Below are 18,181 nucleotides of genomic sequence, written 5' to 3'. Positions count from 1 at the left end.
TAGGTAGTACCTATAAAAAAAGCACCGGCGAAGCGGTGCTTTATCCCAAAGCAAAGTCGTTAACCTTGCGGCTTAACAACCATTACGTTGACGGGCGAGTTCTGTACAACTTTACTCGCTACTGAACCTAGTACCACTTTGTCGATTTTTGAACGCTTGTGGCTTGGCATAATGATCAAGTCGGCGCCGAGCTTGTCGGCAAAGTCTAGAATCGTCGCATATGGTTTTCCTTCTGCAACGTGGACTTTGTAGACAACATCTTCACTAATATGCTCATTCGCAAACTGCTTTAATTGAGAAGCGACATCTTGCTTCATTTTGTTTGCCGCATCTTTTGGAAAGTAAGTAGCAACCATGGACATATGGATACCGGGCAATACATTGAGTAGGTGTACTTCTGCATTTGAGTGTTTAGCGTGCCAAACGGCAAGCTCAACTGCTTTATGAGAAAAGCCTTTTTCGTTTAGATCAACTGGAACAAGGATCTGCTTATACATTTTTATATTCTCTTTTAATGAAAAGATGCGTCCGTTGCGCTGCCTACTATTTTTAGTAGGTTTCTAATAAATCTTAGCCCCACCTTAGAGATGGGGCTAGGGAATGTCGGCTTTAAATTAAATCCAACACCCCCTTTACTATACGCTCAGTTGTTCCTTTTGAGCGCGTCGTCTCTGGTTCATGCCTAACAAGAACAGAATCAAGAGTGTTGGTACAAATACCCACTCTTTCATCGGTCGGTCTGCATCTTGAACAATGGTTTTAATTTCCCAATCGAAATCGACACCAGCGGCTTCAGCAGGGCTACCGAACTCAACCATGTCGACGATCATTTTGCCTTCGTTTTCAGTTAGCATTAAACCCATGGAAGAGAGTCGGTCGTCAGCACCGACAGCTTCATCATCAAACGGAAGTCGGACGGTTTTTTCAACCATATCTCCTTCCAAGTTTTCACCTGCGACACGAAGCTCTAATGATTCTCCAACATTAAGAGATTCCGTGATTTGCGCTATCTCAATACCTGGTGAAAGATCTTTTGCCGGATAGATCATATCCCACCAGAAACCTGGTCTAAAGAAGGAGAAGGTTAGTACCAATAGAAGAACAGTTTCCCACCATTTGTTACGCGTGAACCACCAACCTTGAGTGGCTGCCGAGAAGATCAACATGGCAATAATTGACGATACTACCGTTAGGAGAAGGTGCCACCAACTGTCGATGCCCATCATCAATAACTGAGTATTGAAGATAAACATAAATGGCAATATGGCCGTTCGAATATCGTAGGTAAAACCTTGAATACCTGTTCTGATAGGGTCAGATTTAGCAATAGCGGCCGCGGCAAAAGCAGCTAAACCAACAGGTGGTGTATCGTCAGCCAAGATACCGAAGTAGAAAACAAACAGGTGAACGGCAATCAATGGGATGATAAGTCCGTGTTGAGCTCCCAGTGTTACGATAACTGGAGCCATCAGTGTAGATACAACGATATAGTTTGCCGTTGTCGGTAGGCCCATCCCCAGAATTAAACTGATCACTGCGGTAAACAAAAGCATCAGGATAATATTACCACCGGAGATAAACTCGACGAAGTCTGTCATGACCAGACCGATACCTGTCAGGGTCACTACGCCAACAACAGTACCCGCTGCTGCGGTGGCAACACCGATACCAATCATGTTGCGAGCGCCGTTGACCAAACTCTCGGCAAGATCAACAAAGCCAGCTTTAGTTTGCTCAATCACATCACCTTGTTTAGAAAGCAGGGTGATAAGTGGTCGTTGCGTGATTAGGATAAAGATCATAAAGACCGTTGCCCAAAACGCGGACAGACCAGGAGAGAAGCGTTCAACGGTAAGACACCAAACCAGAACGACAATAGGTAGCAAGTAGTGTAAACCTGACTTGATAGTCGGGCCAGGATCTGGGACTTCGGTGATTTCAGAATCAATCTCGATAGCACCGTCTTCAATATGATTTGAAGAGACTTTCACCAGTAATACGTAAGCGATCAGGAGGGCTGCGGTCACGATCGATGTGGCTGCGTCGCCAAACACGTCTTTAGTCCAACCGACACCGTAGTATACCGCGGCACTGATTACACACAGGCCAAGGATAGTACCGGTAAATGACAATAAACCTTGGATCACGGTTGGGTTGTGGCGACGAGGAAGGCCAGTCATACCCGCCTTACAAGCTTCAAGGTGGACAATGTAGATAAGAGCAATGTAAGAAATCAACGCTGGAAGCAGTGCCGCTTTGATCACTTCCACATAAGAGATACCCACGTACTCAACCATCAGGAATGCCGCTGCACCCATAATTGGTGGTGTAAGCTGACCATTGGTCGAGGCGGCTACTTCTACTGCCCCCGCTTTGGTGCCGGGGAAGCCTACGCGTTTCATTAGTGGAATGGTAAAGGTTCCCGTCGTTACTACGTTAGCAATAGATGAGCCAGATACGAGACCAGATAAGCCAGAAGCGACAACCGCCGCTTTTGCAGGACCGCCTTTCATATGGCCAAGCAGTGAGAAAGCAACTTTAATAAAATAGGCACCAGCGCCTGCCCTTTCTAGCATTGCACCAAAGAGTACAAATAGGAATACAAAGGAGGTGGAAACACCCAGTGCAACCCCAAATACCCCTTCAGTGGTCAACCAAAGGTGAGACATAGCTTTGTTTAAGCTCGCACCTTTGTGGGCAATGACGTCTGGCATATGTGGGCCAGCGAAAGTGTATAGCAGGAATACCGCTGCTACCGCCATAAGTGGTGGCCCTAAAGCTCGACGCGTCGCTTCTAGTAGCAAAACCATACCTGCTACAGCGATAACGATGTCAAAAGAGGCTGGGGCTCCGGAGCGGTCTGCCAACTCGGTATAAAAAATATAGATATAGGCGGCGGAAAAACTACCCGCTAAGGCAAGTAACCAATCCAATGCCGGAATGTGGTCTCTTGGTGAATTTTTCATCGCCGGATAAGCGGTAAACGCGAGGAAAACGGCAAAAGTAAGATGGATTGCACGTGCTTCAGTGTCGTTTAGTACGCCAAAATTAAAAATGAACGGCAGGGGGGATGCGTACCAAAGTTGAAATAAAGACCAACAAAGTGGCACAAACCAAAGGATACGACCCGGAATACCACTAGGGTTTCGCGCGCCAGTATCTGCTTGTGCGACCATATCTTGCACATCTTGAGACGGTGATGTTGTCTGCGTCATGTACTTTATCCTTGTTATGTTCAGATCCATAGCTTGGATCTAATTTCGCATCTTACAGTTTAGTGCAGATGAGAAATTGCTCAATTGTTGAATAATTCTTAGGGTGTTTAAAAGAGTGGCTTCGAAATGGTAGAAGCCAAATTTGATATATGGCCAAAAAGTATTGGGCCATATGATTAGAAGGAGGAGCATTGCTCCTCCGTTCTTTACCTCGTGAACACCAAAATATTTGATGAGTGAGGCGATATGTCTATAGAAAAGGTTACTTAAGTAGACCGATTTCTTTGTAGTATTTTTCTGCGCCTGGGTGAAGAGGTACAGACAGACCTGCTGATACCATATCTTCTTTCTTCAGGTTAGCAAACGCAGGGTGTAGGCGTTTGAAAGTATCGAAGTTTTCGAATACAGACTTAGCGACGTTGTAAGCAACATCATCAGATACGTCCGAATTTGTTACTAGCGTTGCTGCCACACCGAAGCTGTTTACGTCACCATCTGTACCTCGGTACATGCCTGCCGGAACAGTGCTGTATGCGTAGTAAGGGTTATCCGCAACAATCTTGTCGATTTGAGCACCAGTAGCAGAAACTAGCTTAGCATCACATGAAGTGGTTGCTTCTTTGATAGATCCGTTCGGATGACCAACAACGTAGACAAATGCGTCGATTTTGTTGTCACAAAGAGCTTGTGAACGCTCAGAACCTTTAAGCTGAGAAGCCAGTTTAAAGTCTTCGTTGGTCCAACCCATTGCTTCCATTACCACACCCATAGTCGCAAGGTCACCAGAACCTGGGTTACCGATGTTAACGCGCTTGCCTTTAAGGTCGGTTACGTTTTCGATGCCAGAATCAGCACGAGCGATGATGTTGAATGGTTCGGTGTGCAAAGAGAATACAGCGCGTAGTTTGCTGTACGGACCTTGCTCTTCAAACTTACTTGTACCGTTGTAACCGTGGTACTGCCAGTCTGACTGAACGATACCGAAGTCTAGCTCGCCAGAGCGCATGGTATTCACGTTGTAGATAGAACCGCCGGTAGACTCTACAGAACAGCGGATGTTGTGTTCTTTACGGCCTTTGTTAACCAGCTTACAGATCGCACCACCAGTTGGGTAGTAAACACCAGTAACAGAACCGGTACCAATAGTAACGAACTCTTGTGCGTTAACAGCGCCAGCGCCCATTACAGCAGCGGCAATAGCACCGACTTTGATAAGTTTGTTTAATGCCATGAATTTCCCTTCCTTATTCATTATTAGCCCCTTTGCAAGTGTAGTTGCTCAGGGGGTTTCCTATATTGGAAACGGCATCTTTTTCAATCCGTGTGTTGAAAAAGTGGCTGAATCATAGCAAAAAAAACGGCACATAATTATACGATTGTTAAGAAATGTAGCAAATTACACTGAAATGTAAGGGAAGTATTGTTGGTAAAGTATTAGCTTGAGGCCTGATAAATCATGGGTTTATCAGTAAATGAAAATGATATGACTAGTTTGGTAAAAATGTGACATAAGTCACGCCAGTTATTTTGGCGTGACTGATAATCAGTGACAATAAATTGTCATTAGCCCGTGTATTCGAATAGGTCACAGACAGACTTAAATAATTGTTCTGTCGTTATATTCAAAGTTGGCGTGATAAAAATGGTGTCATCTCCTGCCACGACTCCTAAAATACCCTCCGCTTTGCCGAGCGAATCCAATAAGCGTGCAATAAGCTGCGCCGCACCGGGCCCAGTATGAATCACTACTAATGCTGCATTGTGGTCGATATCTAGAACAAGTTCTCGTAATGAACTTGAAACCGTAGGGACACCCAGTTCCGCTGGAAGGCAGTAAACCATTTCCATTTTTGCATTACGAGTTCTCACCGCACCAAATTTAGTTAGCATGCGAGAGACTTTTGACTGGTTGATGTTTTCGAAACCTTCATTCTTCAGTGCTTCGACGATATCACCCTGAGAGCCGAATCGTTCTTCTTTAAGGAGAGCTTTAAATGCACGGACGAGGTTATCTTGTTTTTCTGAATTACGCATGGTTCTTTTGCCCATTTATGTTTGGAAGTGAATATTTTCGCATAGCTATGCACTTTTAAACAAACGAAGAGGTAAAATCTGTCTGTCACATCACTGTAAATCCCGCCTGATGACAAACCGAATATTCTCTACGCGACTAATGTCATTCATTAAGTAAACAACTTGTTTCTTTCAGGTGATTTTATTCGTGAAAATGAAAGTTAAATGTTATTAATAAACCAGCCATTATAGAACCGCGAAAAGTTGGATTTAATCTCATAAAATCCCTGTTTTTTGTGGGATAAATAGGTCGAGAAAACTTTGTCAAAACCTGGGATTCAGTTAATAATCCTGCAGGGGGTCGTAGCACGTGAAGACTGAGTTGAGCGAAGTCGCAAAGATGAAGTTAAACGATTGTAATGGAGATGTGATTACTATAATTTTGAAACACATGATTACGAATCACCCTACAAGACATTTATAAGAGATTTATCTCAAGGAGAACTACGATGAAAGTAGCCGTAATTGGTGCCGCTGGAGGCATCGGTCAAGCCCTAGCTCTATTGCTAAAAAATCGCCTGCCTGCAGGTTCAGATCTTGCTCTATACGATATTGCACCTGTGACGCCTGGTGTTGCTGCTGATCTAAGTCATATCCCAACACCAGTGTCTATTAAAGGATACGCTGGTGAAGATCCTACTCCAGCACTAGAGGGTGCTGACGTGGTTCTTATCTCTGCGGGCGTTGCTCGTAAACCTGGAATGGATCGCGCCGATCTGTTTAACGTAAATGCCGGCATCGTTAAATCTCTAGCGGAAAAAATTGCGCAAGTATGTCCTAAAGCTTGTATCGGTATCATCACAAACCCTGTAAATACAACAGTGCCAATTGCTGCGGAAGTTTTGAAAAAAGCAGGTGTTTACGACAAACGCAAGCTCTTCGGTGTCACAACTCTAGATGTTATTCGCTCAGAGACGTTCGTTGCTGAGTTAAAAGGTAAAGATCCAGGTGACGTTCGAGTACCTGTTATCGGTGGCCACTCAGGTGTGACTATTCTACCTCTTCTATCTCAGGTAGAAGGTGTTGAGTTCACTGATGAAGAAGTGGCGGCGCTGACTAAGCGTATTCAAAATGCGGGTACGGAAGTTGTTGAAGCAAAAGCAGGTGGTGGTTCTGCTACGCTCTCTATGGGCCAAGCAGCATGTCGCTTTGGACTTGCTCTTGTTAAAGCGCTTCAAGGTGAAGAAGGCGTTGTTGAGTGTGCTTATGTAGAAGGCCCTGGCGATCACACGCCTTACTTTGCTCAACCAGTAAAATTGGGTAAAGAAGGTGTCGAAGAAGTACTTAGCTACGGTGCACTTAGCCAGTTTGAGCAAGCAGCACTGGACGGTATGCTTGAGACACTAAGTGGCGATATAGAAATTGGTGTCGATTTCGCAAAGTAGTCACACTATAACAAGATAGCTAAAGCCGATCCTAAGATCGGCTTTTTTGATCTTTCTATTTCTCAGTCCGTAATTTCCTATATAAAGGAGGAAACTATGGATATTGAAAATGTGAAAACGGGCATGTTTGTCGAATGCGATCGCAAAGTCGGCTTGGTATTGGCTGTCGATAGAGAAATGGGCACAATTTTGCTAGAAGAGCAGGCTTCCCATCAGCAATTCACTGCTGAAGCGAGAGAGCTCGAAGAGAACCTGCAACTTCACGGTGGTTGTCACCGCTACTACTAAAAAGGAAGGCAAATTGCCTTCCTTTGGTTTACTGCAACAGGCGAGCTTTACTTTGTTCTGTGAACCGACATATGTGCGAGCGTTATCAGGGCTTCTTTGTATGGCGAGTTAGGAAGAACAGAGAGGGCTTCTATTGCCTTATCGGCTTCTTGGTATGCTTTTTCTCTTGTGTACTCCAGAGAACCCACTTCGTTCATGACTGCGAGTATTGGGTCGAGTTTGTCCATACCATTGGATTTTTCAATCGCTTCTCTAATCATTGCACTTTGCTCTGGAGCGCTGTTGTGCATGGCGTGAAGTAAGGGAAGGGTTGGCTTGCCTTCTGCCAAGTCGTCACCGACGTTTTTACCCATCTCGTCGCCGTCTGAAGTGTAATCCATGACATCATCGATAAGCTGGAACGCAGTTCCTAAGTACTTGCCGTAATTTTGCAAGGCCTCTTCAATGTCATTGGGCGCGTCGCTGAGTATGGCGCCAATTTGAGTTGCAGCCTCAAACAACCTTGCCGTCTTCGAGTAGATGACTTGCATGTAACTCTCTTCGGTAGTGTTTGGATCGTTGCAGTTCATCAGTTGAAGAACTTCGCCTTCTGCTATTACATTTACCGCATCACTCATCAATTTGAGGATCTTCATTGATCCTAGCTCTGTCATCATTTGAAAAGAGCGCGTATAGATAAAGTCTCCGACCAGAACACTGGCCGCATTACCAAACGCGGCATTGGCCGTTGCTTTACCTCTGCGCATATCAGATTCATCGACGACATCGTCGTGCAACAGGGTCGCCGTGTGGATAAACTCAATAAAGGCAGCGGCTGTATTGTGGTGCTCTCCTTTGTAGTCGAGCGCACGGGCTGATAATACCGCCAACAGTGGTCTAATACGCTTACCACCGCTATTGACTATATAAAAGCCAAGCTGGTTAATAAGAGAAACATCTGAGTTCAATTGTGATTGTATAATTTGATTCACTTTTGCCATGTCATCGGCAGTAAGCGCTTGGATAGCTTTAAAATCCATTGTAAGTCCGGCTGAAGTTAGATCCTGCAAGGTGTTCTTGTCTGCTTTAGTTGTTGAATAATACACTAAAAAACGTTGATAAATACACGGTTAAAAGGCATGATCGGCGCACTTTTGTTTGGCGATTAGCTTTTCGCCATTTTTTTCAAAATATGGCTTGTCATAGGGACATCCTTTCTGTAGAATCTGCGCCCTATTGATGATTAGTTTAGCGCACACCCTGTTTGCACAAGATATACGCAAAAGGCTGTGCGGAAAAAGCGGAGTAAGATATGTACGCTGTTTTCCAATCTGGTGGTAAACAACACCGTGTAAGCGAAGGTCAAACTCTTCGTTTAGAGAAATTGGACGTTGAAACTGGTGCAACTGTTGAATTTGATAAAGTTCTTCTTGTTGCTAACGGTGAAGAAGTTAAAGTTGGCGCACCTCTTGTAGAGGGCGGCAAAGTTGTTGCAGAAGTAGTACAACACGGTCGTGGCGATAAAGTAAAAGTCGTTAAGTTCCGTCGTCGTAAGCACTCTCGTAAGCAACAAGGTCACCGTCAGTGGTTCACTGAAGTGAAAATCACTGGCATCAACGCTTAATTGATTTAGGAGAGTTTAACAATGGCACACAAAAAAGCTGGTGGTTCTACTCGTAACGGCCGCGATTCAGAAAGCAAACGTCTAGGTGTTAAGCGTTTCGGTGGTGAATCTGTTCTTGCAGGTAACATCATTGTTCGTCAACGTGGTACTAAGTTCCACGCTGGTAACAACGTAGGCCTTGGTAAAGACCACACACTTTTCGCTCTAACTGACGGTAAAGTTAAGTTTGAAGTGAAAGGTCCTAAGAATCGTAAATTCGTAAGCATCGAAGCTGAGTAATTTACCTTTCTCGCTGAATTCAAAAGCCCTGCCGATTCGGCAGGGTTTTTTATTGCGACTTAGGGAATATTGACAAGGATTCTGGCAAAGAGTTTTTGTCCATTTTTCCAGAGCGGCGATCCAAGATCACAGGTGATCGATCCGAAAGTGGGATCTGCTAGAATTGATAGCATTGCAATAGAGCAACGCAAATTGCGGAGTATCAAATGAAATTCGTTGATGAAGCGGTAGTAAAAGTCCAAGCTGGCGATGGTGGCAACGGCGTTGTTAGCTTCTGGCGCGAAAAATTCGTAGCCAAAGGTGGCCCAGATGGTGGTGATGGTGGTGACGGCGGTGATGTATATATCCAAGCCGATGAAAACCTAAACACACTGATCGACTACCGATTCCAGCGCTTCTATGAAGGGGAGCGCGGTGAAAATGGCCGTGGCGGTAACTGTACAGGTAAGCGCGGTAAAGACAAGGTATTACGCGTTCCTGTCGGAACTCGTGCCGTCGATATCCACACTAACGAAATCGTTGGTGAAGTGGCGGAGCATGGCAAAAAAGTCATGGTTGCAAAAGGTGGCTGGCATGGCTTAGGCAATACGCGATTTAAGTCATCGGTAAACCGTGCTCCACGTCAGAAAACGTTGGGCACTAAAGGGGAAGTTCGCGAACTTCGCTTAGAACTACTGCTACTTGCTGATGTGGGTATGCTAGGTCTGCCTAATGCGGGTAAATCGACATTTATCCGCGCCGTATCTGCGGCAAAACCCAAAGTGGCTGATTATCCTTTCACTACTTTGATCCCAAGTCTTGGTGTAGTGAGCGTTGTACCAGAAAAAAGCTTTGTGGTAGCTGATATCCCAGGTCTTATCGAAGGTGCTGCTGATGGTGCTGGCTTAGGCATTCGATTCCTTAAGCACTTGGAGCGCTGTCGAGTGCTGCTGCATATGATCGATATCTTACCGATTGATCAAACGGATCCTGCTCAGAACGCTTTAACCATCATTGATGAGCTAGAGCAATACAGTGAAAAGTTGGCTGATAAGCCCCGTTGGCTGGTATTTAATAAAGTAGACCTAATGCCTGAAGAAGAGGCTGACGCAAGAATTCAAGAAATCTTGGATGCGCTCGCTTGGGAAGGGGACTATTTTAAAATCTCTGCGGTTAACCGAAGTGGTACTAAAGAGCTGTGTTACAAGTTAGCAGACTTTATGGAGAACCTACCTCGCGAAGAAGAAGAGGTGGCCGAAGAAGACAAAGTTAACTTTATGTGGGATGACTACCACAAAGACGCTATGTCGGGTAAGGATGTTATCACTGAAGATGACGACGACTGGGACGATTGGGATGATGAAGAAGACGACGGACACGTTGTCTACGTTCGCGATTAATCGATCTTAGACATAAAGCCGCAATTTTATTGCGGTTTTTTTGTGTCTAAATCAAAGGTTTCTGTATTTTATCTGTCAGAATACGGTTTAATGGAAAGGTACATTGGGAGTAAGGATGGCTTCTAAGCAAAGGGCAGTGTCGCGCCTCATTGCACAATCTGGACAAATGTTACTGGCTCATGGTGCGGAAAGCACTCTAGTCGGAGACATTATTAGACGTATAGGACTGGCTTGCGGAATGGATGAAGTGGAAGTTTCGCTATCTGCGAGTTCACTCGTGGTCACTACCGTTTATCAAGAACACTGTATTACAACAGCACGGCGCAGTCCTGACCGCGGGATTAACATGCGTGTGATAACCCAAGTCCAACGCATTTGCATTATGTTGGAGCGAGGCATTCTCGATGCTTCTATGGCACAAGAAAAGATCAATGAGATCAGTCCAGAGCGCTACAATCGCTGGCTGGTAGTGCTCATGATTGGCCTGTCTTGTGCTGCTTTTAGTCGTTTGGCAGGTGGGGATTGGGCCATTTTCTTTATGACGTTTTTCGCGTCTGCAATTGGAATGATTGTACGACAAGAAATTGGTCATCGTCACTTTAACCCTTTGATGAACTTTGCTGTTACTGCGTTTGTAACAACGGTGGTATCGGCTCAGGCAGTCATCTTCGACATTGGCAATACTCCCTTTATAGTCATGGCTTCTTCTGTGTTGATGTTAGTTCCGGGTTTTCCCTTAATCAACTCGGTGGCGGATATGCTTAAGGGGTACATCAATATGGGTATTGCCCGTTTTGTGATGGCAAGTCTTCTCACTCTGGCTACTTGTTTGGGTATTGTTGCTGCGATGAGCTTGGTTGGTGTTTGGGGGTGGGTGGCATGATTTCTTTTGGCTTGTTACTCGGTCTGCTTAACGACATGTTTTTTGCCGCCATTCCTGCAGTTGGTTTTGCCTTGGTGTTCAACGTACCGCAAAACGCATTAAAGTACTGCGCTATTGGCGGGGCACTAGGGCACGGTTCTCGATATCTAATGATGCATTATGGCATTCCTATCGAATGGGCAACGTTTTTTGCCGCAACACTAGTGGGCATGGTTGGTGTGCATTGGTCTCACCGTTTTCTGGCTCACCCAAAAGTGTTTACCGTAGCGTCAGTTATTCCCATGATTCCAGGGGTGTTTGCCTTTAAAGCGATGATCGCTCTAGTGGAGCTTAATCAACAAGGTTATTCTCTTGAGTTAATGTCTTCTTTGATGGAAAATTTTCTCAAAGCCATGTTTATTATCGCAGGATTGGCGGTTGGTTTGGCAATGCCCGGTTTGTTGTTTTATCGCCGCCGACCGATTGTATAAATTGAAGGAGTCAAATGAACATTAGTATGATTGCCGCGATGGCGAAAAATAGAGTTATTGGTAAAGACAATCAGATGCCGTGGCATCTACCCGCAGATTTTGCTTGGTTTAAGCGCTGCACTATGGGTAAACCTGTAATTATGGGTCGTAAAACCTATGAATCTATCGGGCGACCATTGCCCGGCAGACCAAATATTGTCATAAGCCGAGACGCTTCACTTTCTATAGAAGGTGTTACGACAGTGACTTCCATTGAAAAAGCGCTTGAAGTCGCTGGGGATGTTGAAGAAGTGATGATCATTGGTGGTGGTGCAATATATAAAGCTTGCTTGCCTAAGGCAGATAAGCTTTACGTGACTTACATCGATGCTGATATCGACGGGGATACTCAATTTCCTGAGTGGGAACAAGAATACAAAGAAACATATTCCGAGCAGTACCTTGCCGACGAGAAAAACGCTTACAACATGCGTTTTGTCGTGTTAGAGAAGTAGCTTATATCGCTCTGGTTGATGATTCTTAATGAATCAGAACCCAGAGCGCACATAAGAAAATCGAAAAAGAGAGGGTAAGGTTTCTTACCAAAACACCGAGACTAAATACTTTCAACTGCTTACCAAGTTCTCCCTTTCTCACTGCGACTAGCTGGAGCAAAAACCAAAATAACAAGATCACACACGCCAGTTGAAGCAAGTTAAAACTGCCAAGTTTGATTAGCATTAGCAAGCCGGTAGTGATCACCAATCCACTTCTGGTCCAAGAGAGTTGGGTTCTTTCTCTTTGCAGTCCTTTGTCTTTTGTCATGCGATAGCGTAACCGATAAAACCAGCAAAGAAGACTATAGAGAGAGATAAGAAATAGAGCCCTTTTGTATAGTGGAGAGGGGCATCAAGGCGCATCGCTTTTTCGTTTTGGTACCAGCGAAATATCGCCCATACTGCTGTAGTACAAGAGAGTGCGGCTAAGCCCTTGCTCAACCATTCGCTGTGTTGCAAAAGCTGAGTGTGATGAGTTTGGGCTAAGATATCGATTGCCACTGAGGTGGCAAGAAATGCGAGAGAAGTTCGTATCCACGCAAGAAATGTACGCTCGTTAGCAAGGGAAAATCGATAGTCTGGGTCATTGCCTATTTTCATTGGTTGAACTCCTACTGCTGAACCTTTTTGATAGAGTCTATTGCGGTGGCCATGTTGGTCGAATCTGCCAGTGTACTGAGTTTAAAAAACAGAACATCAAAGGCGATCATCTGCAATAGCTGAGGAGTGACCATACCCAATTGTGAGTGCTCCTCGTTGTAGTAATAGGGGATGACAAAATCGGCTAGCTTGGCGACTTTACCTTTCCCGTAGCGCGTTAACGCTACCACCTTGGCACCTTTGTGCTTTGCCACTTCCATGGCCGAAATGACTTCTTTGGTATTGCCTCGGGCAGAAATAACAATGAGCACGTCATCTTCTTTCAGCAGTGAAGCCTGAACAATCTGAGTGTGGTAGTCGGTATTGAAATGTACGTTGAAACCCATGCGAATGAGTTTGCTATTGATATCAGATGCCACTAATCCAGACGTACCAATACCAGACAAGACAATTTTTGGGGCATTAAGGAGCAGTGATGCACACTCTTCTATCGTTTCCGGCTCGATCAAACTGAGTGATTGTTCGATCTTTTTAGTAAATAGCAATTTAGACTTAGCGACGATCTGTTCAGCTGAATCATCGGCGTGAATTTCGGCGTAAATGGATTGTGTTTCTCTGTTTTTCACCTGCAGAGAAGCAGCTGAAATTTTTAGTTTTAGGTCGGGGAAGCTTGGCATCCCAGCTGCTTCGCATAACGGATAACGGAAGAGTCGCTAAGGCCAAGTTCAGCACCTACTTTAGTGGCACTATAGCGGGAAAGATCAAAGTTTTGGTCAATGATAAATTGTGAGATCTTTTGCTGGTTAGTATTAGCGGAGTGCGCAAGTGACTTTATTTTGTTGATTAATCTGTCCATCTAAACCTCATACAGTGAATATTCCCGCCATACACGAGTATGACGGGATGATATTAACGGCTTTAGGCAGATTTTTCGACAGGATCCGTAAATCCTAAAATCATAGATGCCAAGAAACCAACTCCCCACGCGCTGAGAACGGCGATTAAGAAGGAGAGGATTTGCCCTTCACCAACTAAAGGGATCAGAGACAAGCCCGCTGTACCAAATGGGATGATGATACCGACTTTGAATGCAGCCATAACTGCGCCACCGGCAAAGCCACCAATACAGCCAGCGACGAAGGTTTTACCCAGTGGTAAAGAAACACCAAACAGCAGTGGTTCGCCGACACCTAGAATACCAACAGGCAGAGCACCAGTGATGGTTTTTCTCAGACGTTCGTTCTTGGATCTAAGATACACATACGCTGCTGCACCTACTTGTCCCATGCCACCCATCGCTAAGATTGGGAATAAGTAGTTCAGACCAAAAGTTTCTAGGATCTGAGCGTGAATAGGGATCAAGCCTTGGTGTAAACCTGTCAAAAGTAGGAATAGGAAACCGCCACCTAGTACACCACCAACGGCGACTGAACCAGCAGATTCGTTGAGTAGGGCTACTGATACTAAGTTACCTAGCCAAACATTAACGCTGTGTGCGATAGGTTGTAGGATAAATAGCGCTACCGCTGATGAAACTAGAATGGTCAATGTCGGAGTGAAGATAAGATCCAAACTCTCTTTACAGTGACTTCTAAACCAAACTTCAAACTTAGAAGAGAAAATACACACAAGAAGCACGGCAAACATACCACCGCCACCAGGAACCAAAGTGTTTCCAAAAAGTTCAATATTGGCAAGGCCCGGTGAGGTAAGGACGGCAGCCATTACTGCGCCAATGGCTGGTGAAGCGTGAAGTTCTTTCGCGGTATTCATACCAATCATAATTGATAGAACGGCAAATACGCCTTTACCAACTAAAGTGAACAGCGCAAAGATATCGGGATTGGCAGCGACAAATTCTGGTGCCATTAGCTTAAAAATGTTCACCATTCCAAGCACTAAACCACAACCGATTAACGCAGGAATAGTAGGAACAAAAATAGCAGCAAGTGTGTTTAACGCTCGTTTGATAGAGAAGGGTTGCTTTGTTGGTTGACTAGAAGCTTGAGGCGTTTCACCCGAGGCGTTCTGTCTTTTATTTAGCACGCTAACGACCTTAGCAGCAGTTCCCATACCCACGATAATTTGGTATTGCTCACCTGCATCCACGACGCCGTTAACACCTTCCACTTGCTTTAACGCATCGGCGTTAAATAGGGAACGGTCTTTTACCACTAAACGAACCCTAGTCATACAGTTTGTTAAAGTGATGACATTACTAAATCCGCCAATGTGTTTTTCGATACCATCGGCGATTTGCTCTAAGTGTTCTATTTTCTTAGCCATACTATATTCCTTGCAGCAGTTGTTGGTTCAATGAGCAGAATGGTTGTGATGCGATAGTCATTGCTTGAGAAGACGTAATATCCAAACTGTGCAGTAGGACTGCTGCACGGACATTGTACTCTACAGAGTCCAAAAGTACTTCTGCATCCTTCTGCTCAACTTGGCAAATGGTGCTCACCATATGTTGTGCACGGATCCGCAATTTTTCGTTGGTCGCTTTTACGTCAACCATCAAGTTTCCGTGAACTTTTCCCAATTGGATCATGACGGTGGTGCTAATCATCCCAAGTAGCATTTTTTGCGCAGAACCACTTTTCATTCGTGTTGATCCAGCAAGTACTTCGGCGCCTACATCCGGAGCAATAGAAACATCGGCAAGTGCAGAAATGATACCTTCACCACGAGTGCTTAGTGCGATGGTCTTAGCGCCCATTTTTCGTGCGTACTCAAGTGAAGATACGACAAAAGGCGTACGGCCACTGGCGGCAATACCAAGAACAACATCAAGATGCGATAGCTGACGCGTCTCCAATTCGAGAGGGCCAGACTTGGTGCAATCTTCAATGTTTTCTACTGCGGCTAGCATGGCATCTAAGCCCCCAGCAATCACAGCTTGAACTATTGAAGGGTCGGTTCCGAAAGTAGGGGGGCATTCAGCCGAGTCCAATACACCAAGTCGGCCGCTGGTTCCTGCTCCGACGTAAAATAAGCGTCCTCCTTGCTTCAATTGCTCTGCAATGATCTTAACGGCGGCAAGCACATCTGGAAGTACCTGAGCAATCGCGGCAGGTACACTTTGATCATGGCTATTAAGTAGCTTGAGTATTTCGATTGTAGGTAGTTCTGATAACCCATTTGTTTCAGGGTTCTGCTCTTTTTGGATAGTGGAGGATAACTCACTCATATTCTTTCTCTGTTGATATTCGACATTTAAATAATAATTAATTGTCGAGACCCGACAATTAATTTGAGCGAATTACGTGCATTTGATCACGTAGAACATCGTGTTGATTGATTTTTTTCTCAACAAACAGGGCAAGAATTGAAGTGATAAATATGAGTTATTGGAGTAAAAAAAGAGCCTAGCGGGTGCTAGGCTCATGTGTTAAGAGATGGCTGGCTGAGTAAAGATTTGCTTATCTTCCCACCGAATCATAGTCAACTCTCCGCCCCATACGCATCCGGTGTCTAATCCTATGAGTCCTTCGGAGTGATACCCCTCTAATGCGGCCCAGTGACCAAATAGTATGGTTTTGCCAATTGGCTTTCGGTTCGGGACTTCAAACCACGGAAGAAGTTCGTCTTTTGAAACCTCCGTAGGTGGCAGCTTGCATTGCATATCGAGTCGCCCGTCTGGAAAACAGAAGCGCATGCGAGTAAATGCATTGATAATGTATCGATATCTCTCTATGCCAGTTAGGTTATCGCTCCACTGATCAGGTTGATTGTCGTACATGTTTTCAATAAGCCAGTTCCAACGTTCACTAGATAGGATACTTTCAATTTCCTTAGCTGACTCTCGTGTTTGTTCTAAGTCCCAAAGCGGTGAAACGCCAGCGTGGCAGATAATAAAATCGTCTTTTTCTATAAGAAGAGGTTGCCGCCTTAGCCAAGTGAGCAGGGCTTCTCTATCGTCTGCTTGGAGGATGGGGGCGGTTTTATCTTTGCTTTTTACTTTGTGTATTCCGAGAGATACGGCGAGTAAGTGGAGATCATGGTTGCCCAAGACACAGTGTATCGAGTCCTTGTGCTTCATCGCAAAACGCAATGTTTCTAAAGACTTTGGACCTCTAGCAACAAGATCACCAGCAATGTATAGCTGATCTGAATCGTGATTAAAGCGGGCTTTTTCGAGTAGTAAAATGAGCTCATCAAAGCACCCTTGGATATCACCGACGATGTAGGTAGCCACATTTTCTCCTAGGTTCTGCAACGAGTAGATTTAGTTAAGGATATTGGGAATCGCCAAGTTAAAGGGATCGATCTCGGCTTTAAACTCGTTACCATGTGAATCAAGCATGACGTAATGGCCCTGCATTACTCCAACAGGGGTTTCCAAAGCCGTTCCAGAGTTATAAGTGTACTCGTCGTTGGCGTGAATGATGGGTTGCTGCCCAACGACACCTTCCCCTTCCACTGTCATTTGCTTACCGTTGGCATCAGTGATTAACCAGTTTCGTCGAGTGAGCTGTACGTCCTGATTACTTAGATTTTTAATCGTTATTATGTAGGCAAATACATACCGTTTTTGCTCAGGTTCAGACTGCTCACGTATGTATTGAGTGTGAACCTGTATTTTGATGCAAGGGGTTTTGAAATCCATTATTCATCCTTACGTCGCTATCAAAAGGGAGGGTTACCCCTCCCGTATTAACTGCTTATTTTTGTTTGGCGTCCAGCAATTAGCCATGGCAACAAATTGCTCCAGCGTTAAGTTCTCTGGGCGAATTGTCGGGTTGATACCCAACTTTTCTAAGGTTTCTACTGAGAGCAAACCTTTATAACAGTTTCTAACGGTTTTACGTCTTTGGTTAAAGCCTTCTCTACATACGCGATCCAGCCACTTTAGGCTAGTTGCTGGGTGCGGCAGCTCTTCGTAAGGGACAAGGCGTACAACCGCAGAGTCGACTTTTGGTGGCGGTACAAAAGCGGTAGGTGGCACTTCTAGTACTGGTACCACTTTACAGTAGTATTGCGCCATGACCGTTAGGCGACCATATGCTTTACTACCAGGGCCCGCTGATAAGCGATTGACCACTTCCTTTTGAAGCATAAAGTGCATGTCTTGAATATCTTTATGGAATTCAAAAAGATGAAACATTAAAGGGGTCGAAATATTGTACGGCAGGTTACCGAATATACGCAGTTTGTTGTTTGGCTTAACCAGTTGGGCGAAGTCGAAGCGCATCGCATCACCTTCGTGTATGGTTAGCTTTTCTCCCAACTCTGGGTGATTGCGCAAGCGTTCTGCCAAGTCTCGGTCAAGCTCAATAACAGTAAACTTATCGACTTCTTTACCTACAGGCTCAGTGATTGCACCAAGGCCTGGGCCTATTTCTACTAGGTTTTGGCCTGGTCTTGGGTTTATCGATGAGACAATGCCATCGATAATATATGGGTCGTTCAGGAAGTTTTGACCAAAACGCTTACGCGCTTTGTGTCCTAAATGGACATCGTTTCTCAT

The 18,181-nt window shown here is 44.9% G+C and carries 22 protein-coding genes; 8 read left to right on the top strand and 14 right to left on the bottom strand.

The window, feature by feature from the left end; translation table 11 throughout:
- Positions 1-59: 59 nt before the first annotated feature.
- The 4 genes from BLO31_RS05115 to argR form a co-directional block, all read right to left on the bottom strand.
- Positions 60-497 (bottom strand): universal stress protein, encoded by a 438-nt coding sequence (locus BLO31_RS05115; protein ID WP_070963177.1) that lies wholly within the window; start codon positions 495-497, stop codon positions 60-62.
- Between the two features lie 138 nt (positions 498-635).
- A complete protein-coding gene (locus BLO31_RS05110) occupies positions 636-3,215 on the bottom strand; it encodes a TRAP transporter permease (protein WP_070963176.1) in 2,580 nt (859 codons plus the stop codon).
- A gap of 262 nt (positions 3,216-3,477) precedes the next feature.
- Positions 3,478-4,446: a TAXI family TRAP transporter solute-binding subunit gene (locus BLO31_RS05105; RefSeq protein WP_070963175.1), complete on the bottom strand. Its 969-nt coding sequence runs from the start codon at positions 4,444-4,446 to the stop codon at positions 3,478-3,480.
- A 332-nt stretch (positions 4,447-4,778) separates the two neighbouring features.
- A complete protein-coding gene (gene argR / locus BLO31_RS05100) occupies positions 4,779-5,249 on the bottom strand; it encodes a transcriptional regulator ArgR (protein ID WP_070963174.1) in 471 nt (156 codons plus the stop codon).
- 488 nt (positions 5,250-5,737) lie between these two features.
- On the opposite strand from argR, the gene mdh reads away from it, so the two are divergent.
- Both mdh and BLO31_RS05090 read left to right on the top strand, forming a co-directional pair.
- Positions 5,738-6,673, top strand: coding sequence for a malate dehydrogenase (gene mdh / locus BLO31_RS05095; RefSeq protein WP_070963173.1), 936 nt, complete (start codon positions 5,738-5,740; stop codon positions 6,671-6,673).
- A 96-nt stretch (positions 6,674-6,769) separates the two neighbouring features.
- Positions 6,770-6,961 (top strand): hypothetical protein, encoded by a 192-nt coding sequence (locus tag BLO31_RS05090; protein WP_070963172.1) that lies wholly within the window; start codon positions 6,770-6,772, stop codon positions 6,959-6,961.
- A 47-nt stretch (positions 6,962-7,008) separates the two neighbouring features.
- Here the strand turns inward: BLO31_RS05090 and ispB are convergent, their stop codons facing one another.
- Positions 7,009-7,980 carry an octaprenyl diphosphate synthase gene (gene ispB, locus BLO31_RS05085; protein ID WP_070963171.1) on the bottom strand — a complete coding sequence of 324 codons (972 nt, stop codon included), beginning with the start codon at positions 7,978-7,980 and terminating at the stop codon, positions 7,009-7,011.
- Positions 7,981-8,252: 272 nt separating this feature from the next.
- Here ispB and rplU point away from each other — a divergent pair, with 272 nt between their 5' ends.
- The 6 genes from rplU to folA all read left to right on the top strand — a co-directional run bounded on the left by rplU (position 8,253) and on the right by folA (position 12,069).
- The gene (gene rplU / locus BLO31_RS05080; protein ID WP_070963170.1) at positions 8,253-8,564 is read left to right on the top strand and encodes a 50S ribosomal protein L21; all 312 of its coding nucleotides are present in this window, start codon (positions 8,253-8,255) and stop codon (positions 8,562-8,564) included.
- Positions 8,565-8,585: 21 nt separating this feature from the next.
- A complete protein-coding gene (rpmA, locus tag BLO31_RS05075; protein WP_004401772.1) occupies positions 8,586-8,843 on the top strand; it encodes a 50S ribosomal protein L27 in 258 nt (85 codons plus the stop codon).
- Positions 8,844-9,049: 206 nt separating this feature from the next.
- Complete coding sequence (cgtA, locus tag BLO31_RS05070; protein ID WP_070963169.1) at positions 9,050-10,222, top strand: Obg family GTPase CgtA; 1,173 nt, start codon at positions 9,050-9,052, stop codon at positions 10,220-10,222.
- A gap of 115 nt (positions 10,223-10,337) precedes the next feature.
- On the top strand, positions 10,338-11,105 hold the full coding sequence (locus BLO31_RS05065; protein WP_070963168.1) for a threonine/serine exporter family protein: 768 nt from the start codon (positions 10,338-10,340) through the stop codon (positions 11,103-11,105).
- Positions 11,102-11,575 (top strand): threonine/serine exporter family protein, encoded by a 474-nt coding sequence (locus tag BLO31_RS05060; protein WP_070963167.1) that lies wholly within the window; start codon positions 11,102-11,104, stop codon positions 11,573-11,575. The genes BLO31_RS05065 and BLO31_RS05060 overlap by 4 nt, the downstream gene beginning before the upstream one ends.
- 14 nt (positions 11,576-11,589) lie before the next feature.
- Entirely contained in the window at positions 11,590-12,069 is a 480-nt protein-coding gene (gene folA, locus BLO31_RS05055) for a type 3 dihydrofolate reductase (RefSeq protein WP_070963166.1), read from the top strand.
- A gap of 25 nt (positions 12,070-12,094) precedes the next feature.
- Here the strand turns inward: folA and BLO31_RS05050 are convergent, their stop codons facing one another.
- From BLO31_RS05050 to rsmA, 9 genes are all read right to left on the bottom strand, one after another.
- A complete protein-coding gene (locus tag BLO31_RS05050) occupies positions 12,095-12,379 on the bottom strand; it encodes a hypothetical protein (protein ID WP_070963165.1) in 285 nt (94 codons plus the stop codon).
- Positions 12,376-12,711: a YidH family protein gene (locus BLO31_RS05045; protein ID WP_070963164.1), complete on the bottom strand. Its 336-nt coding sequence runs from the start codon at positions 12,709-12,711 to the stop codon at positions 12,376-12,378. The genes BLO31_RS05050 and BLO31_RS05045 overlap by 4 nt, the downstream gene beginning before the upstream one ends.
- Before the next feature lie 11 nt (positions 12,712-12,722).
- Positions 12,723-13,388: a MurR/RpiR family transcriptional regulator gene (locus BLO31_RS05040; protein WP_245688392.1), complete on the bottom strand. Its 666-nt coding sequence runs from the start codon at positions 13,386-13,388 to the stop codon at positions 12,723-12,725.
- Positions 13,367-13,567 carry a MurR/RpiR family transcriptional regulator gene (locus BLO31_RS24260; RefSeq protein ID WP_245688391.1) on the bottom strand — a complete coding sequence of 67 codons (201 nt, stop codon included), beginning with the start codon at positions 13,565-13,567 and terminating at the stop codon, positions 13,367-13,369. Before BLO31_RS24260 ends, BLO31_RS05040 begins: the two co-directional genes overlap by 22 nt.
- A 62-nt stretch (positions 13,568-13,629) precedes the next feature.
- On the bottom strand, positions 13,630-14,997 hold the full coding sequence (locus tag BLO31_RS05035; RefSeq protein WP_070963163.1) for a PTS transporter subunit EIIC: 1,368 nt from the start codon (positions 14,995-14,997) through the stop codon (positions 13,630-13,632).
- A 1-nt stretch (position 14,998) separates the two neighbouring features.
- Positions 14,999-15,901 (bottom strand): N-acetylmuramic acid 6-phosphate etherase, encoded by a 903-nt coding sequence (gene murQ / locus BLO31_RS05030; RefSeq protein ID WP_070963162.1) that lies wholly within the window; start codon positions 15,899-15,901, stop codon positions 14,999-15,001.
- A 201-nt stretch (positions 15,902-16,102) separates the two neighbouring features.
- A complete protein-coding gene (locus BLO31_RS05025; RefSeq protein ID WP_070963161.1) occupies positions 16,103-16,909 on the bottom strand; it encodes a symmetrical bis(5'-nucleosyl)-tetraphosphatase in 807 nt (268 codons plus the stop codon).
- Positions 16,910-16,939: 30 nt separating this feature from the next.
- Positions 16,940-17,320 (bottom strand): Co2+/Mg2+ efflux protein ApaG, encoded by a 381-nt coding sequence (apaG, locus tag BLO31_RS05020; RefSeq protein ID WP_070963160.1) that lies wholly within the window; start codon positions 17,318-17,320, stop codon positions 16,940-16,942.
- Between the two features lie 33 nt (positions 17,321-17,353).
- Entirely contained in the window at positions 17,354-18,181 is an 828-nt protein-coding gene (gene rsmA / locus BLO31_RS05015; RefSeq protein ID WP_070963222.1) for a 16S rRNA (adenine(1518)-N(6)/adenine(1519)-N(6))-dimethyltransferase RsmA, read from the bottom strand.

Source organism: Vibrio sonorensis, assembly GCF_001854765.1.
In the GTDB taxonomy this organism is placed as follows: Bacteria; Pseudomonadota; Gammaproteobacteria; order Enterobacterales; family Vibrionaceae; genus Vibrio; species Vibrio sonorensis.
The sequence above is the reverse complement of the archived record's forward strand: the minus strand, read 5'-3'. Positions and strand labels throughout refer to the sequence as shown.